The organism is Aeribacillus sp. FSL K6-1121 (assembly GCF_038003725.1).
Classification (GTDB): domain Bacteria; phylum Bacillota; class Bacilli; order Bacillales; family Aeribacillaceae; genus Aeribacillus; species Aeribacillus composti.
The window spans coordinates 838,463-861,098 of the sequence record NZ_JBBOPS010000001.1; the positions used below are offsets into that span (position 1 = coordinate 838,463).

Sequence of the window (22,636 nt, forward strand, 5' to 3'; positions counted from 1 at the left end):
GATTAGTGTTTTGCGAAAAACATACATATGGAGGTGGAATTTGTGCCTTTAACCCCGCTGGATATTCATAACAAGGAATTTACAAAAGGCTTTCGCGGCTATGATGAAGATGAAGTAAATGAGTTTTTAGATCAAGTGATTAAAGATTATGAAATGGTCATCCGCGAAAAGAAAGAATTGGAATTAAAGGTGAAGGAATTAACCGAGAAGCTGAATCACTTTACAAATATAGAAGAAACGTTAAATAAATCGATTTTAGTTGCGCAGGAAGCTGCGGAAGATGTGAAAAGAAACGCTCAAAAGGAAGCGAAGCTGATCATTAAAGAAGCGGAAAAAAATGCTGACAGAATCATCAATGAAGCACTTGCTAAATCGCATAAAATTGCAATGGAAATCGAAGAGATGAAAAAGCAGTCAAAAGTATTCCGCACCCGTTTTCAAATGCTCATCGAAGCACAGCTTGATCTGCTAAAAAATGATGATTGGGATCACTTAATGGAATACAATGTCGAGCCAATCTTAGGAGAAGAAGCGGAAGAACCGAAAGTATAACTTGACTTTTTTGTTCGTGATTTCATATAATACGAAAATAAAACGGAATATGACAAAACAATGAGAGGGACAGTAGTCCTTTCAAGCCCTTTATGACAGCGAACCGGGGACGGTGGAAGCCCGGGTAAAGGCGAAAGGATGAACATCACCCTTGAGTCCATAGCTGAAACATGCTAGTAGGCTGTGGCGGCCAAGTCCGTTATGTTTATGAGTGGATGTGCATGATTTGTGCGCATCTAAAAGGGTGGTACCGCGAGATTCCTCCTCGTCCCTTAGGGATGAGGAGTTTTTTTTATTTTAGTGAACAAATATTATGTGGAGGAATGGGAATGGATTATAAAGAGACGTTACGAATGCCGAAAACAGACTTTCCAATGAGAGGGAACCTTCCGAAAAAAGAACCTGAGATCCAGAAAAAATGGGAAGAGATGGATATTTATGAAAAAGTGCAGGAGCGCACGAAAGGACGGCCTCTTTTCATATTGCATGATGGTCCGCCGTTCGCAAACGGGGATATTCATATGGGGCATGCCTTAAACAAAATTTTAAAAGACATTATTGTCCGTTATAAATCCATGAGCGGATATTGCGCACCGTATGTTCCTGGATGGGATACGCACGGTCTGCCAATTGAAACAGCACTTTTGAAGAAACAAAAAATCAATCGAAAAGAGATGGATGTCGCGCAGTTTCGAAAACATTGCGAGCAATATGCATGGGAGCAAATTGAGCGCCAGCGCGTGCAATTTAAACGCCTTGGAATTCGAGGCGACTGGAAAAATCCATATGTCACCTTGAAACCAGAATATGAAGCCCAGCAAATTCGCGTCTTTGGAGAAATGGCGAAAAAGGGATATATTTATAAAGGCTTGAAGCCGGTTTATTGGTCTCCATCGAGCGAATCTGCCTTGGCAGAGGCGGAAATTGAATATTATGACAAACGCTCGCCTTCTATTTATGTTGCATTTGAAATAAAGGACGGAAAAAATATATTAACAGATGGAGAAAAAATCGTCATTTGGACGACTACTCCGTGGACTATCCCTGCAAACTTAGGAATTGCTGTTCATCCTGATTTGGAATATTCTGTAGTGAAGGTTGGAGCTGACAAGTTTGTGATCGCATCTGCTCTGCTCGAAGAAGTGGCAAAAGAGCTGGACTGGACAGAATATGAAGTAGTGAAATCGTTTAAAGGCAAAGAGCTGGAATATGTGGTTGCGAAACACCCGTTCTATGACCGCGATTCATTAGTGATCCTTGGCGAACATGTAACGACCGACGCTGGTACAGGATGCGTCCATACAGCGCCAGGCCATGGGGAAGACGATTTTGTCGTCGGACAAAAATATAACCTAGGCGTATTATGTCCTGTCGACGAAAGAGGGTACATGACAGAAGAAGCTCCAGGGTTCGAAGGATTGTTTTATGATGACGCAAATAAAAAAATAACGGAAAAATTAGAAGAAGTAGGGGCATTGCTAAAGCTTTCATTTATTACACACTCCTATCCACATGACTGGCGGACAAAGAAACCAACGATTTTCAGAGCAACAGCGCAATGGTTTGCGTCCATTAAAGATTTTCGAGATGAATTGCTGCAAGCAATTAAAGAAACGAAATGGATCCCTAATTGGGGAGAAATTCGCATTCATAACATGATCCGCGATCGAAGCGATTGGTGTATTTCCCGTCAGCGGGCATGGGGCGTGCCAATTCCAGTGTTTTATGGTGAAAATGGGGAGCCGATCATAACAGATGAAACGATTGAACATGTGGCAAAACTGTTCCGCGAGCACGGCTCGAACGTTTGGTTTGAACGCGAAGCAAAAGACCTGCTTCCAGAAGGATTTACACACCCTTCAAGCCCGAACGGCATTTTTACAAAAGAAACAGACATTATGGACGTTTGGTTCGATTCAGGCTCTTCTCATCAAGCAGTTTTAGTTGAACGGGAAGATTTGCAGCGTCCTGCTGATCTTTATTTAGAAGGCTCTGACCAATATCGCGGCTGGTTTAATTCATCGCTGTCTACAGCAGTTGCTGTCACAGGAAAAGCTCCATATAAAGGCGTTTTAAGCCATGGATTTGCGCTGGACGGCGAAGGACGGAAAATGAGCAAATCGCTAGGAAATGTTGTTGTTCCTGCCAAAGTGACGGAACAGTTTGGAGCAGATATTCTTCGTCTATGGGTAGCATCAGTTGATTATCAATCGGATGTTCGCGTCTCTGATGCAATCTTAAAACAAGTATCTGAAGTATATCGGAAAATTCGCAACACGTACCGTTTCTTGTTAGGAAATTTGTTTGATTTTGATCCAAATCAGCATCGTGTTTCTGTAGAAAAATTAAGAGAAGTGGATCGCTATATTCTCATTAAACTGAATAAACTAATTGCCAAAGTGCGAAAAGCATATGAAGAATATGATTTTGCATCCATCTATCATGACGTTCACAATTTCTGTACGATTGAGCTAAGCTCATTTTATCTTGATTTTGCAAAAGACATTCTGTATATTGAGGCTGCTGACAGCCATAATCGACGTTCTATCCAAACGGTTTTATATGAAGCGCTTCTTGCTCTTGTAAAGCTGATGACACCGATTTTGCCGCATACAACAGAAGAAGTATGGGGACATATTGAATCAGTCGAAGAAAAGAGCGTACAGCTTGTCGATATGCCGGAAGCTGTAGAGATTGAAGGCAGCAAAGAGATTGAAGCGAAATGGGATCAGTTTATGTCAGTTCGCGATGATGTATTAAAGGCCCTGGAAATTGCCCGAAATGAAAAAGTGATCGGCAAATCGTTAAATGCTGCTCTCATCCTTTATCCGAACGAAGAAATAAAAGAATTGTTCAATTCAATACAAGAGGACTTAAAACAGCTGTTTATTGTTTCCCAGTTAGAAATTGCCGGTGATTACAAAGATGCTCCAGAAGAAGCGCAAACATTTGATAGCATCAAAATAATTGTGAAGCAAGCGGATGGTGAGACTTGTGAAAGATGTTGGGTTGTTTCAACAGATATAGGCACTGATCAAGACCATCCGACATTGTGCAAAAGATGTGCAAGCATTGTGAAAGATCACTACAGCCATCTAGCATAGTTTTATCAGCTCCCTGTGCAAACAGGGAGTTTTTTCATTTAGCAATGCTTCCTCATAAAGAAGTGTCATAAAAAGAACGATCTTTCATTGAAATCCGTCATAGTCAATTGGAAAAGTTTTCTCGGATGCTTTTTCAAAAATGAATACTTTGCTCAAAATTGAAAGAAGAATTCAGCTTTTTAGCTTTTAAAGTGTGAATCATTTCCAAGCCGCTATTTACGTGTGTGGAAAAACTTGAATGTGATAGGAGGCAGTGCGGCGGTTACAATATAAATACAAAACAGACGAGGGGGTTTTAATAATGAATCCGCTCGATCAAATCAAAGACGAATTAACGTTAATGAAGGACGAACTCAATGCGCGGCTCGCCAAAAGTCAATTGGATGACCCGATTTTTATCCGGGATGTAAAAAATGAGCTCAACGATGTTGAGCTTGCATTGGAAAAAATGGAATATGGACTTTATGGCATATGTGAAGAAACATTGCAAAAATTGCCGCTCGAACAATTGGCACAAATTCCGACAGCCAGAACGATTCATGATTTTCTCAATATGAAATCATATTTAAAAAAAACACTAGAATATCATTAAGAAGTGAAGTGAACAAGCTTCACTTTTTTGCTTGTTCCCCTTCTTTACTGTTTGTCAAAAAATGTGCTAAAATTTGATGGAAACTTGCCAGTGAGTGGAGGAACGCAGTGTGCTTAAATATTTGATTGCATTATTTGTCATCGCTCTCGACCAATGGACAAAATGGCTGATCGTAAAAAATATGGAAATTGGTGAAAGCATTGAAATTATCAACGGATTTTTATACATAACGTCTCACCGCAATAAAGGAGCGGCTTGGGGAATATTGCAAAACCAGATGTTGTTCTTTTATGTGATTACCATTATTGTTGTCGTAGCGATTATTTATTATATGCAAAAATATGCGAAACAAAATGCAATGCTGGGGGTTGCTCTCAGCTTAATGCTCGGCGGAGCGATTGGGAATTTTATTGACCGCCTTTTCCGCAAAGAGGTGGTGGACTTTATCCATACATATATTTTCGGTTATAATTTTCCAATTTTTAATATTGCCGATTCATCTTTAACAATCGGTGTTATTTTACTTTTCATATATTTTCTGTTTTTTGAAGAAAAGAAGCAAAAGGAGTAGAAAATGGAGCAATTTACTTTTGTTGTGACGGAAAAAGAGGAACATGAACGAATAGATAAATTTTTGGCCAATAAAGATGAGAATTGGTCAAGAACGTTGGTCCAAAATTGGATCAAGGACGGGGTTGTTTCAGTAAATGAAAAATCGGTGAAGGCCAATTACAAGTGCCAAATTGGTGATGTCATCATTGTATCTGTTCCAGAACCGGAAGAGCTGGATGTCAAGCCTGAGCCGATGGAGCTTGATATATACTATGAGGATGAAGATGTCATCGTTGTCAATAAACCGCGTGGGATGGTCGTCCATCCAGCGCCGGGACACACTTCAGGAACACTTGTGAACGGTCTTTTATATCATTGTAAAGATTTGTCCGGAATTAACGGAGTCCTTCGACCGGGAATTGTTCACCGGATTGATAAAGATACTTCAGGTTTATTAATGGTTGCCAAAAATGATTACGCTCATGAATCATTAGCAAATCAATTAATGGAAAAGAGGGTTGAAAGGAGATATAAGGCGATTGTACACGGGGTAATTCCGCACGATCATGCCACAATTGATGCTCCGATCGGCAGGGATCCAAAGGATCGGCAAAAAATGACGGTAACAAAAACAAACAGTAAAGAAGCTGTCACCCATTTTCATGTGCTGGAACGATTTTCGGATTATACATATATTGAATGTCGGCTGGAAACCGGAAGAACGCATCAAATCCGCGTGCATATGAAATATATCGGTTTTCCGCTAGCCGGCGATCCAAAATATGGACCGAAAAAAACACTTCCGATTCATGGACAGGCTCTTCATGCAGGCGTACTTGGTTTTGAGCATCCAAGAACAAAAGAGTTTTTGAAGTTTGAAGCATCGCTCCCGGAAGAATTCGAAAAGATTTTGCAAATGTTAAGAAATGATCGTTGACATTTACGAGCTGCTCTGTCATAATACGTTTAGACAATACAGCATCCTTTAACTGCAGTCCCGTGAGGCTGAGAAGGAATCGTATGGCAATAGGTGAGCTATGCACAAAACCTCTCATCCTCAGGATGAGAGGTTTTTTTAACCGAAATTTGAGGTGATGAGCATGCCGGAAAAAGCGGTTGTTTTAGATGAGCAGGCGATCAGAAGGGCGTTAACTAGAATAGCCCACGAAATTATCGAACACAATAAAGGTATAGACAATTGTGTTTTGGTCGGAATCAAGACAAGGGGAATTTATCTTGCCAAACGTCTTGCAAAAAGAATAGAGGACATTGAAGGAAAAGAGATACCTGTCGGCAACCTTGACATTACTTTTTACCGGGATGATTTAACACAAAAAACAGAAAGCGGCGAACCGCTCGTTAAAGGTTCAGATATCCCGATCGATATTAACAATCGAAAAGTCATTTTAGTAGACGATGTCCTTTACACGGGAAGAACGGTACGGGCAGCGATGGATGCCATTGTTGACTACGGCAGGCCAGCGCAAATCCAGCTCGCTGTACTTGTTGACCGCGGCCATCGTGAACTGCCGATCCGAGCGGATTATGTCGGGAAAAACATACCTACTTCAAAATCAGAAAAAATTGTTGTACAGCTTTTGGAAGTAGATGAAAAAGAAAAAGTATCCATTTATGAAAATGAATAGATGTCCCTTTTAATAGCAGTCCCGTGAGGCTGCAAAGGGGTCCGAAAGGTGTATACGCTATTTGTATGCACTTTGGTAAAACCTCTTTGTGCCTCATCGGCCAAAGAGGTTTTTTTGTGCAAATTCCATAAGGAGGAAAAAACATGAAAAGAAATATTATACTAGATGTTCATGATAAACCTGATTTTATCACATGGCTCGCCTTAAGCTTCCAACATTTATTTGCCATGTTTGGAGCAACGATTCTCGTACCGTTTTTAGTCAAAATTGATCCTTCTGTTGCTTTGATTTCCAGCGGTCTCGGCACACTCGCATTTATTTTGATAACAAAAGGAAAAGTGCCGGCATATGTCGGCTCCTCCTTTGCCTTCATCACACCGTTAATTGCGGCTAAAGCTGCCGGCGGTGTAGGAGCGGCGATGATCGGCAGCTTTTTGGCAGGCCTAGTTTACGGGGTTGTCGCGCTTATCATCAAACAGACAGGATATAAATGGATTATGAAATTACTTCCAACTGTTGTCGTCGGTCCAGTAATTATGGTAATCGGACTTGGCCTTGCATCAACAGCTGTGAGTATGGCCATGAACGATCCTAAAGGACATTACAGCTTGCTTCACTTTTCAGCAGGCCTTGTTACGCTTCTGATCACCATTATAACAATGGCATTTTTTAAAGGATTTTTTAACCTAATCCCTGTATTAATCGGAATTTTCGGCGGATATGTATACTCGCTTATAATCGGTATTGTCGACTTTCAAAAAGTGGCGGAAGCCAAATGGTTTCAGCTCCCGAACTTTATCATTCCATTTGTTGATTATACACCTCACATTACATCTGAAATCATTCTGCTGATGGTTCCAGTCGCAGTGGTGACATTATCCGAGCATATCGGTCACCAAATGCTGCTAAGCCAAGTAATCGGAAAAGATTTAATCAAAGACCCTGGACTTGCCCGTTCCATTCTCGGCGACGGAGCGGCAACCATGATTGCATCTTTTATCGGTGGACCGCCGAACACGACATATGGCGAAAATATCGGCGTATTGGCGATTACAAGGATTTACAGCGTTTATGTCATTGCCGGTGCAGCTCTATTTGCAATCTTGTTTGGCTTTATTGGAAAAATTTCCGCCTTGATCAGTTCGATTCCAACTCCAGTAATGGGTGGCGTTTCAATACTGCTCTTCGGGATCATCGCATCTTCAGGATTAAGAATGATGATTGAGCATAAAGTTGATCTGAACGAAAAAAGAAACTTAATCATCACTTCCGTCATTTTAGTAATAGGAATTGGCGAAGCGATGATTAAGTTCGGGGAAAGCTTTGAGTTACACGGAATGGCATTAGCTGCAATCATTGGCGTCATTTTAAACTTTGTGCTCCCAGGTAAAAAAGAAGAACATATTTTTGACACAAATGAAGAAGATTCAGTAGCGTAGCAATCACCTTTTAAAAAAGTCCAGAGAGGCTTTCAAGGGTGTGTGGGACAAATCATGCTTCGTCATTTGCTTACACCCTGTCATGCCTTGGCAGGGTGTTTTTTTAAAATTCAAACGTCAATCGCTTTTATTTAAAGGAAAGGGGAAGAAAGCGATGAAACATTTAGTGACAATGAGCACGCTGTCAACTGAAGAGATTATTGCCATTTTGGATGAAGCGGAACGCTTTAAAATGGGAAAACGATGGAAAGTCGGAGAACAAACATTTATCGCCAACTTGTTTTTTGAGCCGAGTACGAGGACGAGGTTTAGTTTTGAAGCTGCTGAAAAAAAACTTGGACTTGACATTTTAAATGTGGATGGAGCTTCTTCAAGCATTCAAAAAGGAGAATCGTTGTACGATACTGTAAAAACTTTAGAATCAATCGGTGTCGAGGCGGTCGTCATCCGACATCCCGAGGACCGGTATTTTGACGAGCTTATCGGCCGTGTCCAAGTATCCATATTAAATGCTGGCGATGGGTGCGGACACCATCCAACGCAATGTTTGCTCGATTTGATGACAATTCGTGAAGAGTTTGGGAGTTTTAACGGATTGACGGTTTCCATCATCGGTGACATTCGCCACAGCCGTGTAGCAAGATCTGATGCAGAAGTGCTGACAAGGCTCGGGGCAACCGTATTGTTCTCTGGACCTGAAAAATTTCGGGACGACACCAATCCATACGGTACATACGTATCGATCAATGAAGCAATCGAAATGTCAGATGTTGTGATGCTCTTAAGAATCCAGCATGAACGCCACAGCGAAAAATGGACAGCTGATCAATATTTGGAGCAGTACGGATTGACAAAGGAACGGGAAAAAATGATGAAGGACCATGCGATTATTATGCACCCTGCACCGGTCAACAGAGGAGTTGAAATCGACGGAGATTTAGTAGAGTGCAGCCGATCGCGAATTTTTAAACAGATGGAAAACGGTGTATTTGTCCGCATGGCAGTTATAAAACAGGCGATTGAAAGTAAAGCACAAGGGGGAGAGAAGAAACATGTCCATTCTATTTAAAAATGCGCAATTGTTAACAGAGGAAGGCGAATTGACAAAACGGGATGTTCTTGTGGAAAACGGAATAGTCAAACAAATATCGGAAGAGATAGCTGATGGAGCGGGAGACGTGATCGATTGCAACGGAAAGCTTCTTTCCCATGGATTCATCGATCTTCACGTTCATCTGCGTGAACCGGGTGGAGAAGCGAAAGAGACGATTGCCACCGGCACGCTGGCTGCAGCGAAGGGCGGCTTTACAACCGTTGCCTCCATGCCTAATACGAAGCCGCCTATTGATACGAAAGAAAAAATGATCAATTTACAAAAGCGAATTAAAGAAACAGCAAAGGTTCGCGTTCTTCCTTATGCAGCGATCACACTTGGGCAAAGCGGAAGCGAATTAACGGATTTTGATGCATTAAAAGAGGAAGGTGCTTTTGCCTTTACGGACGATGGCGTAGGTGTCCAGTCGGCCGGCATGATGTTTCAGGCAATGAAAAAAGCGGCGGAGAAAGGATATTCAATTGTCGCGCATTGTGAAGACAATACCCTTATCAACGGCGGATCCTTCCATGATGGAGTTTTTGCAAAAAATCACGGTATATCCGGCATTCCATCTGTATGTGAATCCGTTCAAATTGCAAGAGATGTTCTGCTGGCAGAAGCTAGCGGCTGCCATTACCACGTGTGCCATATTAGTTCAAAAGAATCCGTCAGAGCCGTCAGAGACGCCAAAAAAGCAGGCATCCGCGTGACATGCGAAGTGACCCCGCATCATCTTCTTTTATGTGATGAAGATATTCCGGAGCTTAATCCGAACTTTAAAATGAATCCGCCGCTTAGAGGCAGAGAAGACAAGAAAGCATTAATCGAAGGGCTGTTGGATGGAACAATCGATTTTATTGCTACGGATCATGCGCCTCATACGATGGAGGAGAAATCTTTAGAGGTCGATAAGGCGCCGTTTGGGATCGTCGGGTTGGAAACTGCCTTTCCTCTTTTGTACACATATTTTGTCGAACGGGGCATTTTTACATTGAAACAACTTGTTGATTGGCTGACGGTAAAGCCTGCTAGAGCTTTTAACTTGGATATGGGGGAATTAAAAGAAGGCATTTCTGCAGATTTGACGCTCATTGATTTACAGGAAGAAAAAAGAATAGATGCCTCAACATTTGCATCAAAAGGAAAAAATACGCCGTTTAACGGCTGGCTTGCAAAAGGCTGGCCTGTTTTAACAATGGTGGACGGCAAAATCGTTTGGAAAAGGGGAGAGTAATATGAAACGGCAATTAGTGCTTGAAAACGGCGATGTTTTCATCGGCGATGGCTTTGGAAGCGATCGTGACATCATCGGAGAGGTTGTGTTCACAACCGGAATGACAGGCTATCAAGAAACACTTTCAGATCCTTCATATTGCGGACAAATCGTAACGTTTACTTATCCATTGATCGGCAATTACGGCATCAACCGCGACGATTTTGAGACGATCCGCCCGTTCGTGAACGGGATGATTGTGAAGGAAGCCTGTGAAGCACCCTCCAACTGGAGAAGTTTATATTCAATCAATGATTTTCTCATAGAAAACGATATTCCTGGCATCAGTGGAATCGATACAAGAAGGCTGACTAGAATTATCCGCAACTACGGAACGTTAAAAGGTGCAATCTGTTCAGCTGAGGCGGATCCAAAGCAAGTGGCTGAGAAATTAAGAGAAACGGAGCTGCCGCGCAATCAGGTGGAAATTGTATCGACGAAAAGACCATATCAAAGTCCAGGAAGAGGAAAAAGAGTGGTTGTTGTAGATTTTGGCATGAAGCATGGAATCTTAAGAGAATTAAACAGCCGAAATTGCGACTCGATCGTCGTTCCATATGATACATCTGCGGAGGAAATATTGCGATTGAAGCCTGACGGCGTTTTGCTTACAAACGGACCTGGAGATCCGCAAAACGTTCCAGAAGCAATTGAAATGCTGCGCGATCTTATCGGGAAAACCCCTATCTTTGGAATATGTTTAGGGCATCAGCTGCTCGCTTTAGCATGCGGTGCGAAAACAGAAAAATTAAAATTCGGCCACCGCGGCTCAAACCATCCAGTGAAGGATTTAAAAACTGGGAAAGTGTATATGACTTCCCAAAATCACGGCTATGCTGTAAGCATCGAATCCATTAGGAATACAGAGCTTGAAGTAACACATGTTGCACTGAACGACGGAACAGTTGAAGGATTGAGACATCGCGTGCATCCTGCTTTCGCTGTTCAATACCATCCGGAAGCATCGCCGGGACCTGAGGATGCCAATCCATTGTTTAATCAATTTATCGAGCTGATGGAAAAGACTGCTCAAAGGGGGAATCTCAATGCCTAAGCGGAAAGATATTCAGAAAATTTTAGTTATCGGATCAGGACCGATTATTATCGGACAAGCGGCGGAGTTTGACTATTCGGGAACACAGGCGTGCTTAGCATTGAAAGAGGAAGGATATGAGGTTGTTCTTGTCAACTCGAACCCAGCGACAATTATGACGGATACGGAAATTGCCGACAAAGTGTATATGGAGCCGCTCACTCCGAGCTTTGTTGCCAAAATCATCCGCAAGGAAAGGCCGGATGCGATCCTGCCGACTCTCGGCGGACAGACTGGACTAAACTTGGCGGTCGAGCTTCATAAAATGGGTGTTTTAGAAGAGTGCGGCGTTGAAATTTTAGGAACTAAGCTTTCAGCCATTCAAAAAGCTGAAGACCGTGAACTGTTCCGCGAGCTTATGAAGGAGCTGAATGAACCGGTGCCGGAAAGCGCCATAATTCATGAGCTTGAAGAAGCGTTTCATTTTGTGGAGCAAGTCGGCTATCCGGTGATCGTCCGGCCTGCATATACACTTGGCGGGACCGGAGGCGGCATTTGTCACGATGAGGAAGAACTGATTGAAATTGTCACAAACGGTTTAAAGCTCAGCCCTGTTCATCAATGTCTGCTCGAAAAAAGCATTGCCGGCTACAAAGAAATCGAATATGAAGTGATGCGGGACTCAAAAGACAATAAAATCGTTGTCTGCAACATGGAAAATATTGACCCCGTCGGCATTCATACAGGCGATTCGATCGTTGTGGCGCCCAGCCAAACGATTTCAGACAGAGAATACCAGTTGCTCAGAAACGTGTCATTAAAAATTATCGGAGCTCTTGGCATCGAAGGCGGCTGCAATGTTCAGCTTGCTCTTGATCCGGATAGTTTTCAATATTACGTTATCGAAGTGAACCCGCGGGTTAGCCGCTCATCTGCCCTTGCATCAAAAGCGACAGGATATCCGATTGCGAAACTCGCAGCGAAAATTGCCGTCGGTTTGACGTTAGATGAAATCATCAATCCAGTGACAGGGAAAACATTTGCTTGCTTTGAACCGGCGCTTGATTATGTTGTCACGAAAATACCGCGATGGCCGTTTGATAAATTTGAATCAGCCAACCGTGTGCTTGGCACTCAAATGAAAGCAACCGGTGAAGTCATGGCGATCGGCCGCACGTTTGAAGAATCGTTGTTAAAAGCTGTTCGTTCTCTCGAAGCAAGCGTCTACCATTTAACATTGAAAGAAAACGATGTCTCAGATGAAATGATTGAAAAGCGAATCAAGAAAGCAGGGGATGAACGAATCTTTTACATCGGCGAAGCGCTGAGAAGGGGTTTTTCCGTTGAGCAAATTCATCAATGGAGCAAAATCGACCGCTTTTTCTTGAATAAGATAAACAACATTATCGAATATGAACGAGAACTGAAAAAATCTCCATTTGATGTAAACGTGTTGAGAAAAGCAAAGCAACTCGGATTTTCTGATCACTTTATCGCTTCGTTATGGAATACAGATGAATCGGAAGTTTATGAGTTTCGGAAAAAACAAGGAATTGTTCCAGTTTACAAAATGGTTGATACGTGCGCAAGCGAGTTTGAATCCGAGACGCCTTACTTTTACGGCACATATGAAGAAGAAAATGAATCGATTGTGACTGAACGAAAAAGTGTTGTCGTGTTAGGTTCAGGGCCGATTCGAATCGGGCAGGGTATTGAGTTCGATTATGCAACAGTTCACTCTGTTTGGGCGATTCGCGAAGCAGGATATGAAGCAATCATTATCAATAACAATCCAGAAACGGTGTCAACGGATTTCAGCATTTCCGACAAGCTGTATTTTGAACCGCTGACGATCGAAGATGTCATGCATATTATCGACTTGGAGAAACCGATTGGCGTTGTCGTCCAATTCGGCGGGCAAACGGCAATCAATTTGGCAGGCAAGCTGGCAAAACGAGGTGTCAAAATATTAGGAACAAGCCTGGAAAATTTAGATCGGGCGGAAGACCGCGACAAGTTCGAACAAGTGCTTGAAGCTTTGGAAATACCACAGCCTGTAGGGAAAACGGCTCTATCCGTCGCTGAAGCGGTGGAAATTGCGGAAGAAATCGGCTATCCGGTGCTTGTCCGTCCTTCCTATGTGCTTGGCGGCCGGGCGATGGAAATTGTCTACCATAAAGAAGAATTGCTCCATTATATGGAACATGCAGTAAAAATTAATCCGGAACATCCCGTTTTAATTGATCAATATTTAACCGGAATAGAAGTGGAAGTTGATGCGATTTCAGACGGTAAACATGTGCTCATTCCGGGCATTATGGAGCATATTGAGCGGGCAGGCGTGCACTCAGGGGACTCGATAGCGGTTTACCCGCCGCAAACGTTATCTGATCAGTTGAAAACAGAACTTGTTGATTATACGATTCGTTTGGCAAAAGGGCTGAATATTGTCGGACTGCTAAACATTCAATTTGTAATTGCTGACGGGCGGGTATACGTATTGGAAGTGAACCCAAGATCAAGCAGAACAGTTCCGTTTCTAAGTAAAATTACCGGAATTCCGATGGCTAAGCTTGCGACAAAGGTGATACTCGGTGCTAGCTTGCCGGAACTCGGTGTGAAAACAGGGCTTGCAAAAGAGCCGAAAGGTGTATTTGTGAAGGTGCCGGTATTTTCATTTGCGAAGTTGCGCCGTGTAGACATTACGCTTGGACCAGAAATGAAATCAACTGGGGAAGTAATCGGAAAGGATGCCACCTTTGAAAAGGCTCTTTATAAAGGCTTTGTTGCAGCCGGTACGAATATTTACGAGCACGGATCAGTGCTGCTTACGATTGCTGATAAGGACAAAAACGAGGCTTTAGAAATTGCGGGCAGATTTCGCAATATCGGCTATCAACTGCTGGCGACGGAAGGAACCGCAAAGTTTCTAGAAGAGAACGGCATAAAAGCAAAGGTTGTCAGCAAAATCGGATCACGCGGCGACAACATTTTGGATGTGATACGCAATGGAAAAGCGCAATTTGTCATCAACACGCTGACGAAAGGAAAGCAGCCTGAGCGCGACGGCTTCAGAATCAGAAGGGAATCGGTTGAAAACGGTGTGCCGTGCCTCACTTCTTTAGACACTGCAAGGGCAATTTTACGCGTGCTTGAATCGATGGCTTTTACGGTTGAAAATCTCTCCGAACATAATAGGTAAAGAAGGTGATCCAATGATCAAAGCTTGGATGGAAATCATCAGCAACAGGCCAATTGCGAAAAACATTTATAAAATGGAATTAAAAGGAGAGCTCGTTCAACGCATTACTCGTCCGGGACAATTTGTTCAAATAAAAGTGGATGACAGTTTTGATCTGTTATTAAGAAGACCGATCAGCATTGCCGAATACAATGCCGAAAAAAACACGATGACATTAATTTATCGGGCAGAAGGCGCCGGAACGAAAAGATTGTCCAGAAAAAAAGCAAGTGAGCTTGTCGATGTTTTCGGACCGCTCGGAAACGGTTTTCCGGTTGAAGAAACGAAGGAAAAAGCATTGCTTGTCGGTGGCGGCATTGGCGTTCCCCCTCTTTATGAATTGTCGAAGCAGCTTGTTCAAAATGGAGTGGAAGTTGTCCATGTATTAGGATTTTCAACAAAGGCGGCGGTGTTTTACGAACAAGAGTTTAAGGAGCTGGGCGAAACGTTTGTGGCGACAGTTGACGGCACATTCGGCGCAAAAGGAACCGTTATGGATATCATCAATGAACAACGCTTCACATTTGAAACGCTCTATACATGCGGACCAACTCCGATGTTAAAAGCGATAGAAGAAGCATTTCCGCATAAAAAAGTGTTTTTGTCCCTGGAAGAAAGAATGGGCTGCGGAATCGGCGCTTGCTTTGCCTGTGTCCGCCGTACGAAAACCGATGCAAATGATTCGGGCTATAAGAAAATCTGTACCGACGGGCCTGTTTTTCGAATCGGGGAGGTGATGTTGGAATGTTAACTGTTAAGCTTCCTGGTCTTGAGTTAAAAAATCCGATCATGCCCGCATCAGGATGCTTCGGCTTTGGCCGCGAATTTGCCAAGCTGTACGATTTATCCAAGCTTGGCGCGATCATGATCAAAGCAACAACGCTTGAGCCTAGATTCGGAAATCCAACACCAAGGGTGGCGGAAACGCCGTCGGGAATGCTCAATGCCATCGGGTTGCAAAATCCCGGATTAAAAAAAGTGATGGAGGAAGAGCTTCCTTGGCTTTCTCAATTTGATGTTCCGATCATTGCGAACATTGCCGGCTCGACTGTTGAAGAATATGTGGAAGTGGCAAAAGAAATCAGTAAAGCGCCTAACGTAAAAGCACTTGAACTAAACATTTCTTGTCCGAATGTTAAACAAGGGGGGATCATGTTCGGAACAGTTCCTGAAGTAGCCGGACATTTAACAGAAGCTGTGAAAAACGTTTCTTCAGTACCGGTTTATGTCAAGCTTTCTCCAAATGTAACTGACATTGTCGCCATGGCAAAAGCGGTGGAAAAAGCGGGAGCAGACGGAATTACGATGATCAACACGCTCCTCGGCATGCGGATCGATGTGAAAACAGGCCGGTCGATTATTGCTAATGGAACAGGCGGGCTTTCTGGACCTGCTGTCAAGCCGATTGCCGTTCGTATGATCTATCAGGTTTCCCAAAGTGTAGAAATCCCGGTCATCGGCATGGGAGGAATTATGAATGTCGATGATTGCATAGAATTTTTGCAGGCAGGAGCAAAGGCAGTCGCAATTGGTACAGCGAATTTTGTCAATCCTTACGTCTGTGTTGAACTTATTGATGCGTTGCCGAATCGGCTGAAAGAATTAGGCTTTGATCATGTGAATGAATGTGTCGGAAGGAGCTGGAAAGATGAAAAATCGTCCTCTAATTCTTGCCCTTGATTTTGATACGAGAGAAAAAGCATTGCAGTTTGTGCAAATATTTGAGGAGCCTTTATTTGTTAAAGTGGGGATGGAACTTTTTTATCAAGAAGGCCCTTCTATCATCGAAGAATTACAGCGAAGCGGTCATCAAATATTTCTTGATTTGAAGCTGCATGATATACCAAATACCGTGAAACAAACGATGAAAGGACTTGCCAAGCTCGGAGTCGATTTGATCACTATTCACGCTGCGGGAGGTAGAGACATGATGGAAGCAGCGATAGAAGGGCTGGAGGCGGGAGCTCAGTGCGGAAATAAGCGTCCACATGTTGTCGCTGTCACCCAGCTGACAAGCACTTCCAGCGAGATGCTAAAAAATGAACTTCTCATTGAAAAGCCGCTGCTTGAGACGGTTTTACATTATGCGGAAAATGCAAAAAAAAGCGGGATGAGCGGTGTTGTTTGTTCTGTCCATGAAGTAAGCGAAATAAGAAAAACGTGCGGTCCATCTTTTCTGACTGTTACGCCTGGAATTCGTTTAGCAAAAGATAGAGCACAGGATCAAGTCCGCATTGCGACGCCAAAATTTGCAAAGGAACAAGGCGCATCAGCCATTGTTGTCGGCAGGACAATTACAAAAGCAGAGGATCCTATTGCAGCCTACAATGAGGTAAAAAAAGAATGGGAGGGTAAGGTGGAATGAAAAAGGAAATCGCCAAACATTTGCTAGAAATTGAAGCAGTTACTCTCAGACCAAATGAACCGTTTACGTGGGCAAGCGGAATAAAATCGCCCATTTATTGCGACAATCGTTTGACTCTATCGTATCCGAAGCTCCGCAAAATCATTTATAAAGGACTAGCTCAACTAATCAGTGAGCATTTTTCCGATGCTGAATTAATTGCTGGAACTGCAACAGCCGGTATTCCCCATGCGGCATTAGTTGCTGAAGAGCTGGGATTGCCTATGTGTTATGTGCGCAGCACACCGAAAAAGCATGGGAAGGGAAACCAAATAGAAGGAAAAGTGAGGGAAGGACAAAAAGCTGTTGTAATCGAAGACTTGATTTCAACAGGGGCAAGCTCCTTAAAAGCTGTTGAAGCACTAAGAAATGCTGGCTGTCAAGTACTAGGTGTCGCCGCAATTTTTACCTACGGTCTTCCTCAAGGAAAGCAAAACTTTGCCAATGCTGGCATTCCGGCGATCGCATTAAGTGATTATGACACTTTAATCCAAGTGGCTTTGGATGTGCAAATGATTTCAAAAGAGGATCTCGACCGCTTGTCATTATGGCGAAAAAATCCTGAAAACGACAGTTGGCTCGAAAAAGTTTAACCTTTCATATAATATTTAATTCCAATCAAAAAACTCGGGTTGACTTTTAGGAAAATTATGATAAAATTTGATAGCATATAGCACGTTCTTGAAAGGAACACTGTGAATCTTCTAACCTAATTTTTTAAGTACAAAATGTCATTTGTACAAATGAAAGAAAAGAAGGATTATATAAAAAGCTGTCTCAATAAACCGCTGACTAGACGACTAGAGGCGGTTTTCAATCCTTTTATTGAACGCGCTCTATTCCTTTTCTAATAAGGGGGAAAGGCGAATGCTTACGTACGAAACCTGGGCGGAACCTGATCTCGTGTTTGATGAGACATCGGACACAAAAGGTGCCCTAGAGGTGTTGGAATGGGCATATTCAACATATAAAGATGATATTGTGTATTCGTGCAGCTTTGGAATTGAAGGGATTGTACTCATTGATTTAATATCGAAGGTCAATCCGACCGCACGGATTGTCTTTTTGGACACAGGGCTGCATTTTAAAGAAACCTATGATTGCATAGAAAAAGTAAAAAATCGATATCCAGATTTAAATATAGAATTAAAAAAACCAGAGATCACATTAGAAGAGCAAAAAGAGCAATATGGAGATAAGCTTTGGGAGAAAGATCCGAATCTTTGCTGTCACATCCGGAAAGTGGTTCCATTAAGGGAGACGCTTGAACCAGTAAAAGCATGGATTTCAGGATTAAGAAGAGAACAATCGCCGACAAGAAAACATGTAAACTATATTAATAAAGATGAGAAATTCCAAAAGGTGAAAATTTGCCCTCTCATCCACTGGACCTGGAAGGAAGTTTGGCGATATGTTTATAAACATGATTTGCCTTATATCGTCTTACATGATCAAGGTTATCCTTCCATTGGCTGCCAGCCTTGTACTCAGCCAGCCATTAACATGGATGATCTGCGTTCTGGAAGATGGGTCGGCCATCAAAAGCTTGAATGCGGATTACATGAGAGTACAAGTGTGACAAAATAATGGAAGCCTATAACCATTAGAGGAAGCGGTGCGGCGGCAGCGGGTGCTGCCTGTCGTACAGGAGCGGTAAAAACATATCGCTTTTTCCTCCATTCGGACTACTGGAAATGTTCTCTGTTCAATGGTCGGTGGAGGTGAAGGTTGCTAAACCGTCTGCTTCGGCTTCATCGATAGTTGATTCAATCATTTTATATTTGGTGTTTGTTCAATCAAAATATGAATATCACTTACAAGTGAAGTGACAGTTTGATCTACAGCAGGCTTTTTTCCGCAGATAATGCTTTATAAAAACTCGTCATAAAAAATAAAGTTTTGAAGACTCGTTTCATGAAATGATTCCAATTGTTCAAGCTTTTTTTCTCGTTTTTGATGATGGCGTATCGCAACGATTTAGATTTATTTAGCGGCTAAGGCTAAAAATTTTTTCAATAAAAGCCTAGTAAATAAATATGAATATAGGAATATATGGCGTAGCAAGGAGGAGATCAAATGGGGATTGCACCGCACGGAGGAACATTAATCAATCGCTATAATCCAGAATACAATTATTCTCATATTCAAGAAGCAATTGAATTGGATAATATCGGGCTCTCTGACTTAGAGTTAATCGGTATTGGAGCATTTAGTCCATTAACGGGTTTTTTAACTAAAAAAGATTATGATAGTGTTGTCGAAAACATGCGTCTTGCCAATGGTATAGTTTGGAGCATTCCAATTACACTTCCTGTTGAAGAAGAACAAGCTGATCGCATCGACATTGGAGATGAAGTTAAGCTGACATTTAACGGAGAAGTATACGGTGTGATCAAAGTGGAAGATAAATATAAGCCGGATAAACAAAAAGAAGCGGAATATGTTTATCGGACAAAAGATGAAGAGCACCCAGGAGTTGCTAAATTGTATGAGCGTCCACCTGTCTATCTTGGCGGGGATGTCGTGTTAGTAAAGAAAACGGAAAAGCCGTTTCCAAACGAAACATTTGAACCAGCGGAATCTCGAGCCGCTTTTGAACGTTTCGGCTGGAATACAGTCGTAGGGTTTCAAACGAGAAATCCTGTTCATCGGGCGCATGAATACATTCAAAAAACAGCTCTTGAAACCGTAGACGGATTATTTCTGCAGCCGCTTGTCGGCGAAACAAAAAAGGATGATATTCCTGCGGATATTCGCATGGAAAGCTATCGAGTTCTGTTGGAAAATTACTATCCAAAAGATCGTGTTCTGTTAGGAATTTTTCCAGCCGCCATGCGCTATGCCGGACCAAGGGAAGCGATATTCCATGCTATCGTTCGAAAAAATTATGGGTGTACGCATTTCATCGTTGGAAGAGACCATGCAGGGGTTGGAAATTATTATGGAACATATGATGCGCAGAAAATCTTTTTCAACTTTACAAAAGAGGAATTAGACATTACGCCGCTGTTTTTTGAACACAGCTTTTATTGTAAAAAATGCGACGGCATGGCTTCCCATAAAACATGCCCGCATTCTGATGACGACCGTGTCATTTTATCAGGAACAAAAGTAAGGGAAAAACTTCGAAACGGTGAGCCGCTGCCAAACACTTTCAGCCGTCCGGAAGTTGTGGAAGTGCTTGTAAAAGGTCTGCGCCAAGAAGCATTGCAAAGATGAGGTGGAATTAACGTGACAAGCAAAAATATTGTATGGCATCATCATTCCGTCACAAAAGAAGAGCGGAGGAAAAAGTCGGGGCATCACAGCTTTGTTCTATGGTTTACCGGATTGTCCGGTTCCGGCAAATCAACTTTAGCCAATGCATTAAACCAAAAGCTGTTCAATGAAAATATTTCGTCTTACGTACTAGATGGAGACAACGTTCGCCATGGGTTGAACAAAGATTTAGGATTTTCTGAACAGGACCGAAAAGAAAACATTCGGCGCATTGGAGAAGTTGCAAAATTATTTGTAGACAGCGGTCAAGTTGTTTTGACAGCCTTTATTTCTCCATATAAAGAAGATCGGGAGTTAGTAAGAAATTTGCTCGAGCATGATGAGTTCATTGAAATATATGTTAAATGCTCATTATCAGAATGTGAAAAACGAGATCCGAAAGGGCTGTACAAAAAAGCGAGAAACGGTGAAATAAAACATTTTACAGGTATCGACGATCCATATGAAGAGCCTGAAAATCCTGAAATCATTGTTCATTCTGAGGAATGGTCAGTAGAAGAAAGTGTTGAACATATTTTTCAATATTTAAAAAATCGAAAGTTCCTATAATTTTAAACATTGGGGGAGTTGCAATGGCACATGAAAAAGTATGGGCAAACAATGAAAATTTAAATAAATTTGAATTAAAAAAGCTTGAAAAAGACGGATTGGATATTTTGGAAGAAATCGACACCTTTGCGAAAAACGGCTTTGCTTCCATTCCGGAAGAAGATTGGGATTTGCTCAAATGGGCGGGGCTGTATCTTCAACGGCCTAAAAAAGACGGATATTTTATGATGCGGATCAAAGTACCGACGGGAATATTAAACTATGAACAAGTCGTTGCACTCGCAGGGATCTGCAGAGATTTTGGCCGGGATCTATTTGATATTACAACTCGTCAAGCCATCCAATTCCATTGGCTGGAAATCGAGAACATTCCGGAAATATTTAGACGCTTGGATGAAGTCGGTCTAACAACGGTAGGCGCCTGTGGCGACATCGCCCGCAACGTGATTGGAAATCCTCTTGCGGGCATTGACCCGGAGGAGCTTTTGGACACAGAACCGATTGTGCGAGAAATTCATCAATTTTTCCATAAAAATAGAGATTTTTCCAATTTGCCAAGAAAATATAAAATTTCGATTAGTGCAAGCTACTACAATTCCGGACATGCCGAAATCAATGATTTAGCTTTCATACCAGCTACAAAAGAGATTGACGGAAAGCTTGTGAAAGGCTTTCATGTAAAGGTCGGTGGCGGACTATCATCAAAACCGCATTTGGCCCAACCATTGAACATTTTCGTAACCCCGGATAAAGTGAAGGATGTTGCCATTGCGGTCACAACCATCTTCCGTGATTACGGCTATCGTGAGAAAAGACACCGCGCCCGTCTAAAATTTTTAGTTGCCGATTGGGGTGTAGAAAAATTCCAAGAAAAACTGTTTGAACTGACAGGTCCGCTTCCGGAGAGAGGAAACGATGAAACAAAAGGCTGGAATGCAGGATATTTTTACGGCGTTCATCCGCAAAAGCAAAAAGGCTTGAATTACATTGGCTTTAATGTTCCGCTCGGAAGACTTTATTCCGAGGAAGTGCTGGAGATCGCCAGAATTTCCAAAAAATACGGAAATGGACAAATCCGAACTTGCAATACACAAAATATTGTGATTCCAAACGTTCCGGATGATCAAGTTGAAGCTTTGCTGGCAGAAGAAATTTTTCAAAAGGGCAGAATTACCATCAAGCCGAAATCATTCATTGGTTATGCCGTTTCCTGCACTGGAACGGAATTTTGCAACCTTGCGCTTGTTGAAACGAAACAGCGGATGAAAACAATTGTCGAATATTTGGATCAAGAATTAGAATTGGATGTACCTGTTCGGATGCACATCACAGGCTGCCCGAATTCATGCGGTCAGCGGCAAATCGCGGACATCGGTCTGCAAGGCGTTTTGATGAGAACAAAAGATAAAAAAATGGTCGATGCCTACGAAATTCATGTTGGCGGAACGCTTCTTGATGGCGGTCGATTTAATGAAAAATTGAAAGGAAAAATTGAGGCAGAGAAGCTTCATTTAGTGTTGAAAGATTTTCTGCAATATTTCAAAGAAACGAAGCTGGCCGGCGAAACCTTTTTAGAATATTATGATCGCGTCGGCATTGAACCTTTGCAGGCGAAGCTCGATGAGATTTTGGAACCTCTCGGAGCTTAAATGGGGTGTCAGCATGTATTTGTATCGCTTTCTTGTAAAAACGAAGGAGAAGGAAATTCCAGTAATCATCGCGGCCGAAAATGATTTGAAAGCATTCGAGCAAGTAGATGTTGAGCTTGAAAAATTTTATTTAAAGGTTCTTGATATTGAAGATGTTACGTTGTACGAAAAGAAAAAAATACGAAAATGTGCAGGGTTTGTGATTGATGAAGCGACGTGACGCTCTG

20 protein-coding genes and 1 other annotated feature are annotated in these 22,636 nt (G+C 42.3%); all 20 genes read left to right on the plus strand.

Features of this window, described 5'->3' with window-relative positions; translation table 11 throughout:
* Positions 1-42: 42 nt before the first annotated feature.
* Positions 43-552, plus strand: coding sequence for a DivIVA domain-containing protein (locus NSQ61_RS04370; RefSeq protein ID WP_063388479.1), 510 nt, complete (start codon positions 43-45; stop codon positions 550-552).
* Between the two features lie 51 nt (positions 553-603).
* Positions 604-828, plus strand: a binding site (T-box leader).
* Between the two features lie 53 nt (positions 829-881).
* On the plus strand, positions 882-3,656 hold the full coding sequence (gene ileS / locus NSQ61_RS04375) for an isoleucine--tRNA ligase (protein ID WP_144597715.1): 2,775 nt from the start codon (positions 882-884) through the stop codon (positions 3,654-3,656).
* A gap of 253 nt (positions 3,657-3,909) precedes the next feature.
* A complete protein-coding gene (locus NSQ61_RS04380; protein ID WP_232515561.1) occupies positions 3,910-4,248 on the plus strand; it encodes a molecular chaperone DnaK in 339 nt (112 codons plus the stop codon).
* A gap of 109 nt (positions 4,249-4,357) precedes the next feature.
* A complete protein-coding gene (lspA, locus tag NSQ61_RS04385) occupies positions 4,358-4,819 on the plus strand; it encodes a signal peptidase II (RefSeq protein ID WP_412674429.1) in 462 nt (153 codons plus the stop codon).
* Between the two features lie 3 nt (positions 4,820-4,822).
* Entirely contained in the window at positions 4,823-5,737 is a 915-nt protein-coding gene (locus NSQ61_RS04390; protein WP_327847739.1) for an RluA family pseudouridine synthase, read from the plus strand.
* Positions 5,738-5,900: 163 nt separating this feature from the next.
* The gene (gene pyrR, locus NSQ61_RS04395; protein ID WP_063388474.1) at positions 5,901-6,446 is read left to right on the plus strand and encodes a bifunctional pyr operon transcriptional regulator/uracil phosphoribosyltransferase PyrR; all 546 of its coding nucleotides are present in this window, start codon (positions 5,901-5,903) and stop codon (positions 6,444-6,446) included.
* 143 nt (positions 6,447-6,589) lie between these two features.
* On the plus strand, positions 6,590-7,885 hold the full coding sequence (locus NSQ61_RS04400) for a solute carrier family 23 protein (protein WP_063388473.1): 1,296 nt from the start codon (positions 6,590-6,592) through the stop codon (positions 7,883-7,885).
* Between the two features lie 154 nt (positions 7,886-8,039).
* On the plus strand, positions 8,040-8,954 hold the full coding sequence (locus tag NSQ61_RS04405) for an aspartate carbamoyltransferase catalytic subunit (protein WP_066246591.1): 915 nt from the start codon (positions 8,040-8,042) through the stop codon (positions 8,952-8,954).
* Complete coding sequence (locus NSQ61_RS04410) at positions 8,938-10,215, plus strand: dihydroorotase (RefSeq protein WP_063388472.1); 1,278 nt, start codon at positions 8,938-8,940, stop codon at positions 10,213-10,215. Before NSQ61_RS04405 ends, NSQ61_RS04410 begins: the two co-directional genes overlap by 17 nt.
* A gap of 1 nt (position 10,216) precedes the next feature.
* Positions 10,217-11,308, plus strand: a complete 1,092-nt coding sequence (locus NSQ61_RS04415) for a carbamoyl phosphate synthase small subunit (protein ID WP_063388471.1) — start codon at positions 10,217-10,219, stop codon at positions 11,306-11,308.
* On the plus strand, positions 11,301-14,489 hold the full coding sequence (gene carB, locus NSQ61_RS04420) for a carbamoyl-phosphate synthase large subunit (protein ID WP_066246575.1): 3,189 nt from the start codon (positions 11,301-11,303) through the stop codon (positions 14,487-14,489). Before NSQ61_RS04415 ends, carB begins: the two co-directional genes overlap by 8 nt.
* Positions 14,490-14,502: 13 nt before the next feature.
* Positions 14,503-15,279, plus strand: coding sequence for a dihydroorotate dehydrogenase electron transfer subunit (locus NSQ61_RS04425; RefSeq protein ID WP_063388469.1), 777 nt, complete (start codon positions 14,503-14,505; stop codon positions 15,277-15,279).
* The gene (locus NSQ61_RS04430; protein WP_063388468.1) at positions 15,273-16,208 is read left to right on the plus strand and encodes a dihydroorotate dehydrogenase; all 936 of its coding nucleotides are present in this window, start codon (positions 15,273-15,275) and stop codon (positions 16,206-16,208) included. The genes NSQ61_RS04425 and NSQ61_RS04430 overlap by 7 nt, the downstream gene beginning before the upstream one ends.
* A complete protein-coding gene (pyrF, locus tag NSQ61_RS04435) occupies positions 16,177-16,893 on the plus strand; it encodes an orotidine-5'-phosphate decarboxylase (RefSeq protein ID WP_066246573.1) in 717 nt (238 codons plus the stop codon). Before NSQ61_RS04430 ends, pyrF begins: the two co-directional genes overlap by 32 nt.
* Complete coding sequence (gene pyrE, locus NSQ61_RS04440) at positions 16,890-17,525, plus strand: orotate phosphoribosyltransferase (protein ID WP_066246572.1); 636 nt, start codon at positions 16,890-16,892, stop codon at positions 17,523-17,525. Before pyrF ends, pyrE begins: the two co-directional genes overlap by 4 nt.
* A 274-nt stretch (positions 17,526-17,799) precedes the next feature.
* On the plus strand, positions 17,800-18,519 hold the full coding sequence (locus tag NSQ61_RS04445; protein WP_063388465.1) for a phosphoadenylyl-sulfate reductase: 720 nt from the start codon (positions 17,800-17,802) through the stop codon (positions 18,517-18,519).
* 489 nt (positions 18,520-19,008) lie between these two features.
* Positions 19,009-20,151: a sulfate adenylyltransferase gene (sat, locus tag NSQ61_RS04450; RefSeq protein ID WP_327847737.1), complete on the plus strand. Its 1,143-nt coding sequence runs from the start codon at positions 19,009-19,011 to the stop codon at positions 20,149-20,151.
* Between the two features lie 12 nt (positions 20,152-20,163).
* Positions 20,164-20,760, plus strand: coding sequence for an adenylyl-sulfate kinase (cysC, locus tag NSQ61_RS04455; protein ID WP_063388463.1), 597 nt, complete (start codon positions 20,164-20,166; stop codon positions 20,758-20,760).
* Between the two features lie 23 nt (positions 20,761-20,783).
* Positions 20,784-22,409, plus strand: coding sequence for a nitrite/sulfite reductase (locus NSQ61_RS04460; RefSeq protein ID WP_340806102.1), 1,626 nt, complete (start codon positions 20,784-20,786; stop codon positions 22,407-22,409).
* A 13-nt stretch (positions 22,410-22,422) separates the two neighbouring features.
* On the plus strand, positions 22,423-22,629 hold the full coding sequence (locus NSQ61_RS04465) for a DUF3906 family protein (RefSeq protein ID WP_340806104.1): 207 nt from the start codon (positions 22,423-22,425) through the stop codon (positions 22,627-22,629).
* Positions 22,630-22,636 lie beyond the last annotated feature (7 nt).

Coding starts and splice junctions, on each gene's coding strand:
- ileS (WP_144597715.1), top strand. CDS start 882: ATGGATTATAAAGAGACGTTACGAATGCCGAAAACAGACTTTCCAATG.
- NSQ61_RS04390 (WP_327847739.1), top strand. CDS start 4,823: ATGGAGCAATTTACTTTTGTTGTGACGGAAAAAGAGGAACATGAACGA.
- pyrR (WP_063388474.1), top strand. CDS start 5,901: ATGCCGGAAAAAGCGGTTGTTTTAGATGAGCAGGCGATCAGAAGGGCG.
- NSQ61_RS04400 (WP_063388473.1), top strand. CDS start 6,590: ATGAAAAGAAATATTATACTAGATGTTCATGATAAACCTGATTTTATC.
- NSQ61_RS04405 (WP_066246591.1), top strand. CDS start 8,040: ATGAAACATTTAGTGACAATGAGCACGCTGTCAACTGAAGAGATTATT.
- NSQ61_RS04410 (WP_063388472.1), top strand. CDS start 8,938: ATGTCCATTCTATTTAAAAATGCGCAATTGTTAACAGAGGAAGGCGAA.
- NSQ61_RS04415 (WP_063388471.1), top strand. CDS start 10,217: ATGAAACGGCAATTAGTGCTTGAAAACGGCGATGTTTTCATCGGCGAT.
- carB (WP_066246575.1), top strand. CDS start 11,301: ATGCCTAAGCGGAAAGATATTCAGAAAATTTTAGTTATCGGATCAGGA.
- NSQ61_RS04425 (WP_063388469.1), top strand. CDS start 14,503: ATGATCAAAGCTTGGATGGAAATCATCAGCAACAGGCCAATTGCGAAA.
- NSQ61_RS04430 (WP_063388468.1), top strand. CDS start 15,273: ATGTTAACTGTTAAGCTTCCTGGTCTTGAGTTAAAAAATCCGATCATG.
- pyrF (WP_066246573.1), top strand. CDS start 16,177: ATGAAAAATCGTCCTCTAATTCTTGCCCTTGATTTTGATACGAGAGAA.
- pyrE (WP_066246572.1), top strand. CDS start 16,890: ATGAAAAAGGAAATCGCCAAACATTTGCTAGAAATTGAAGCAGTTACT.
- NSQ61_RS04445 (WP_063388465.1), top strand. CDS start 17,800: ATGCTTACGTACGAAACCTGGGCGGAACCTGATCTCGTGTTTGATGAG.
- sat (WP_327847737.1), top strand. CDS start 19,009: ATGGGGATTGCACCGCACGGAGGAACATTAATCAATCGCTATAATCCA.
- NSQ61_RS04460 (WP_340806102.1), top strand. CDS start 20,784: ATGGCACATGAAAAAGTATGGGCAAACAATGAAAATTTAAATAAATTT.
- NSQ61_RS04465 (WP_340806104.1), top strand. CDS start 22,423: ATGTATTTGTATCGCTTTCTTGTAAAAACGAAGGAGAAGGAAATTCCA.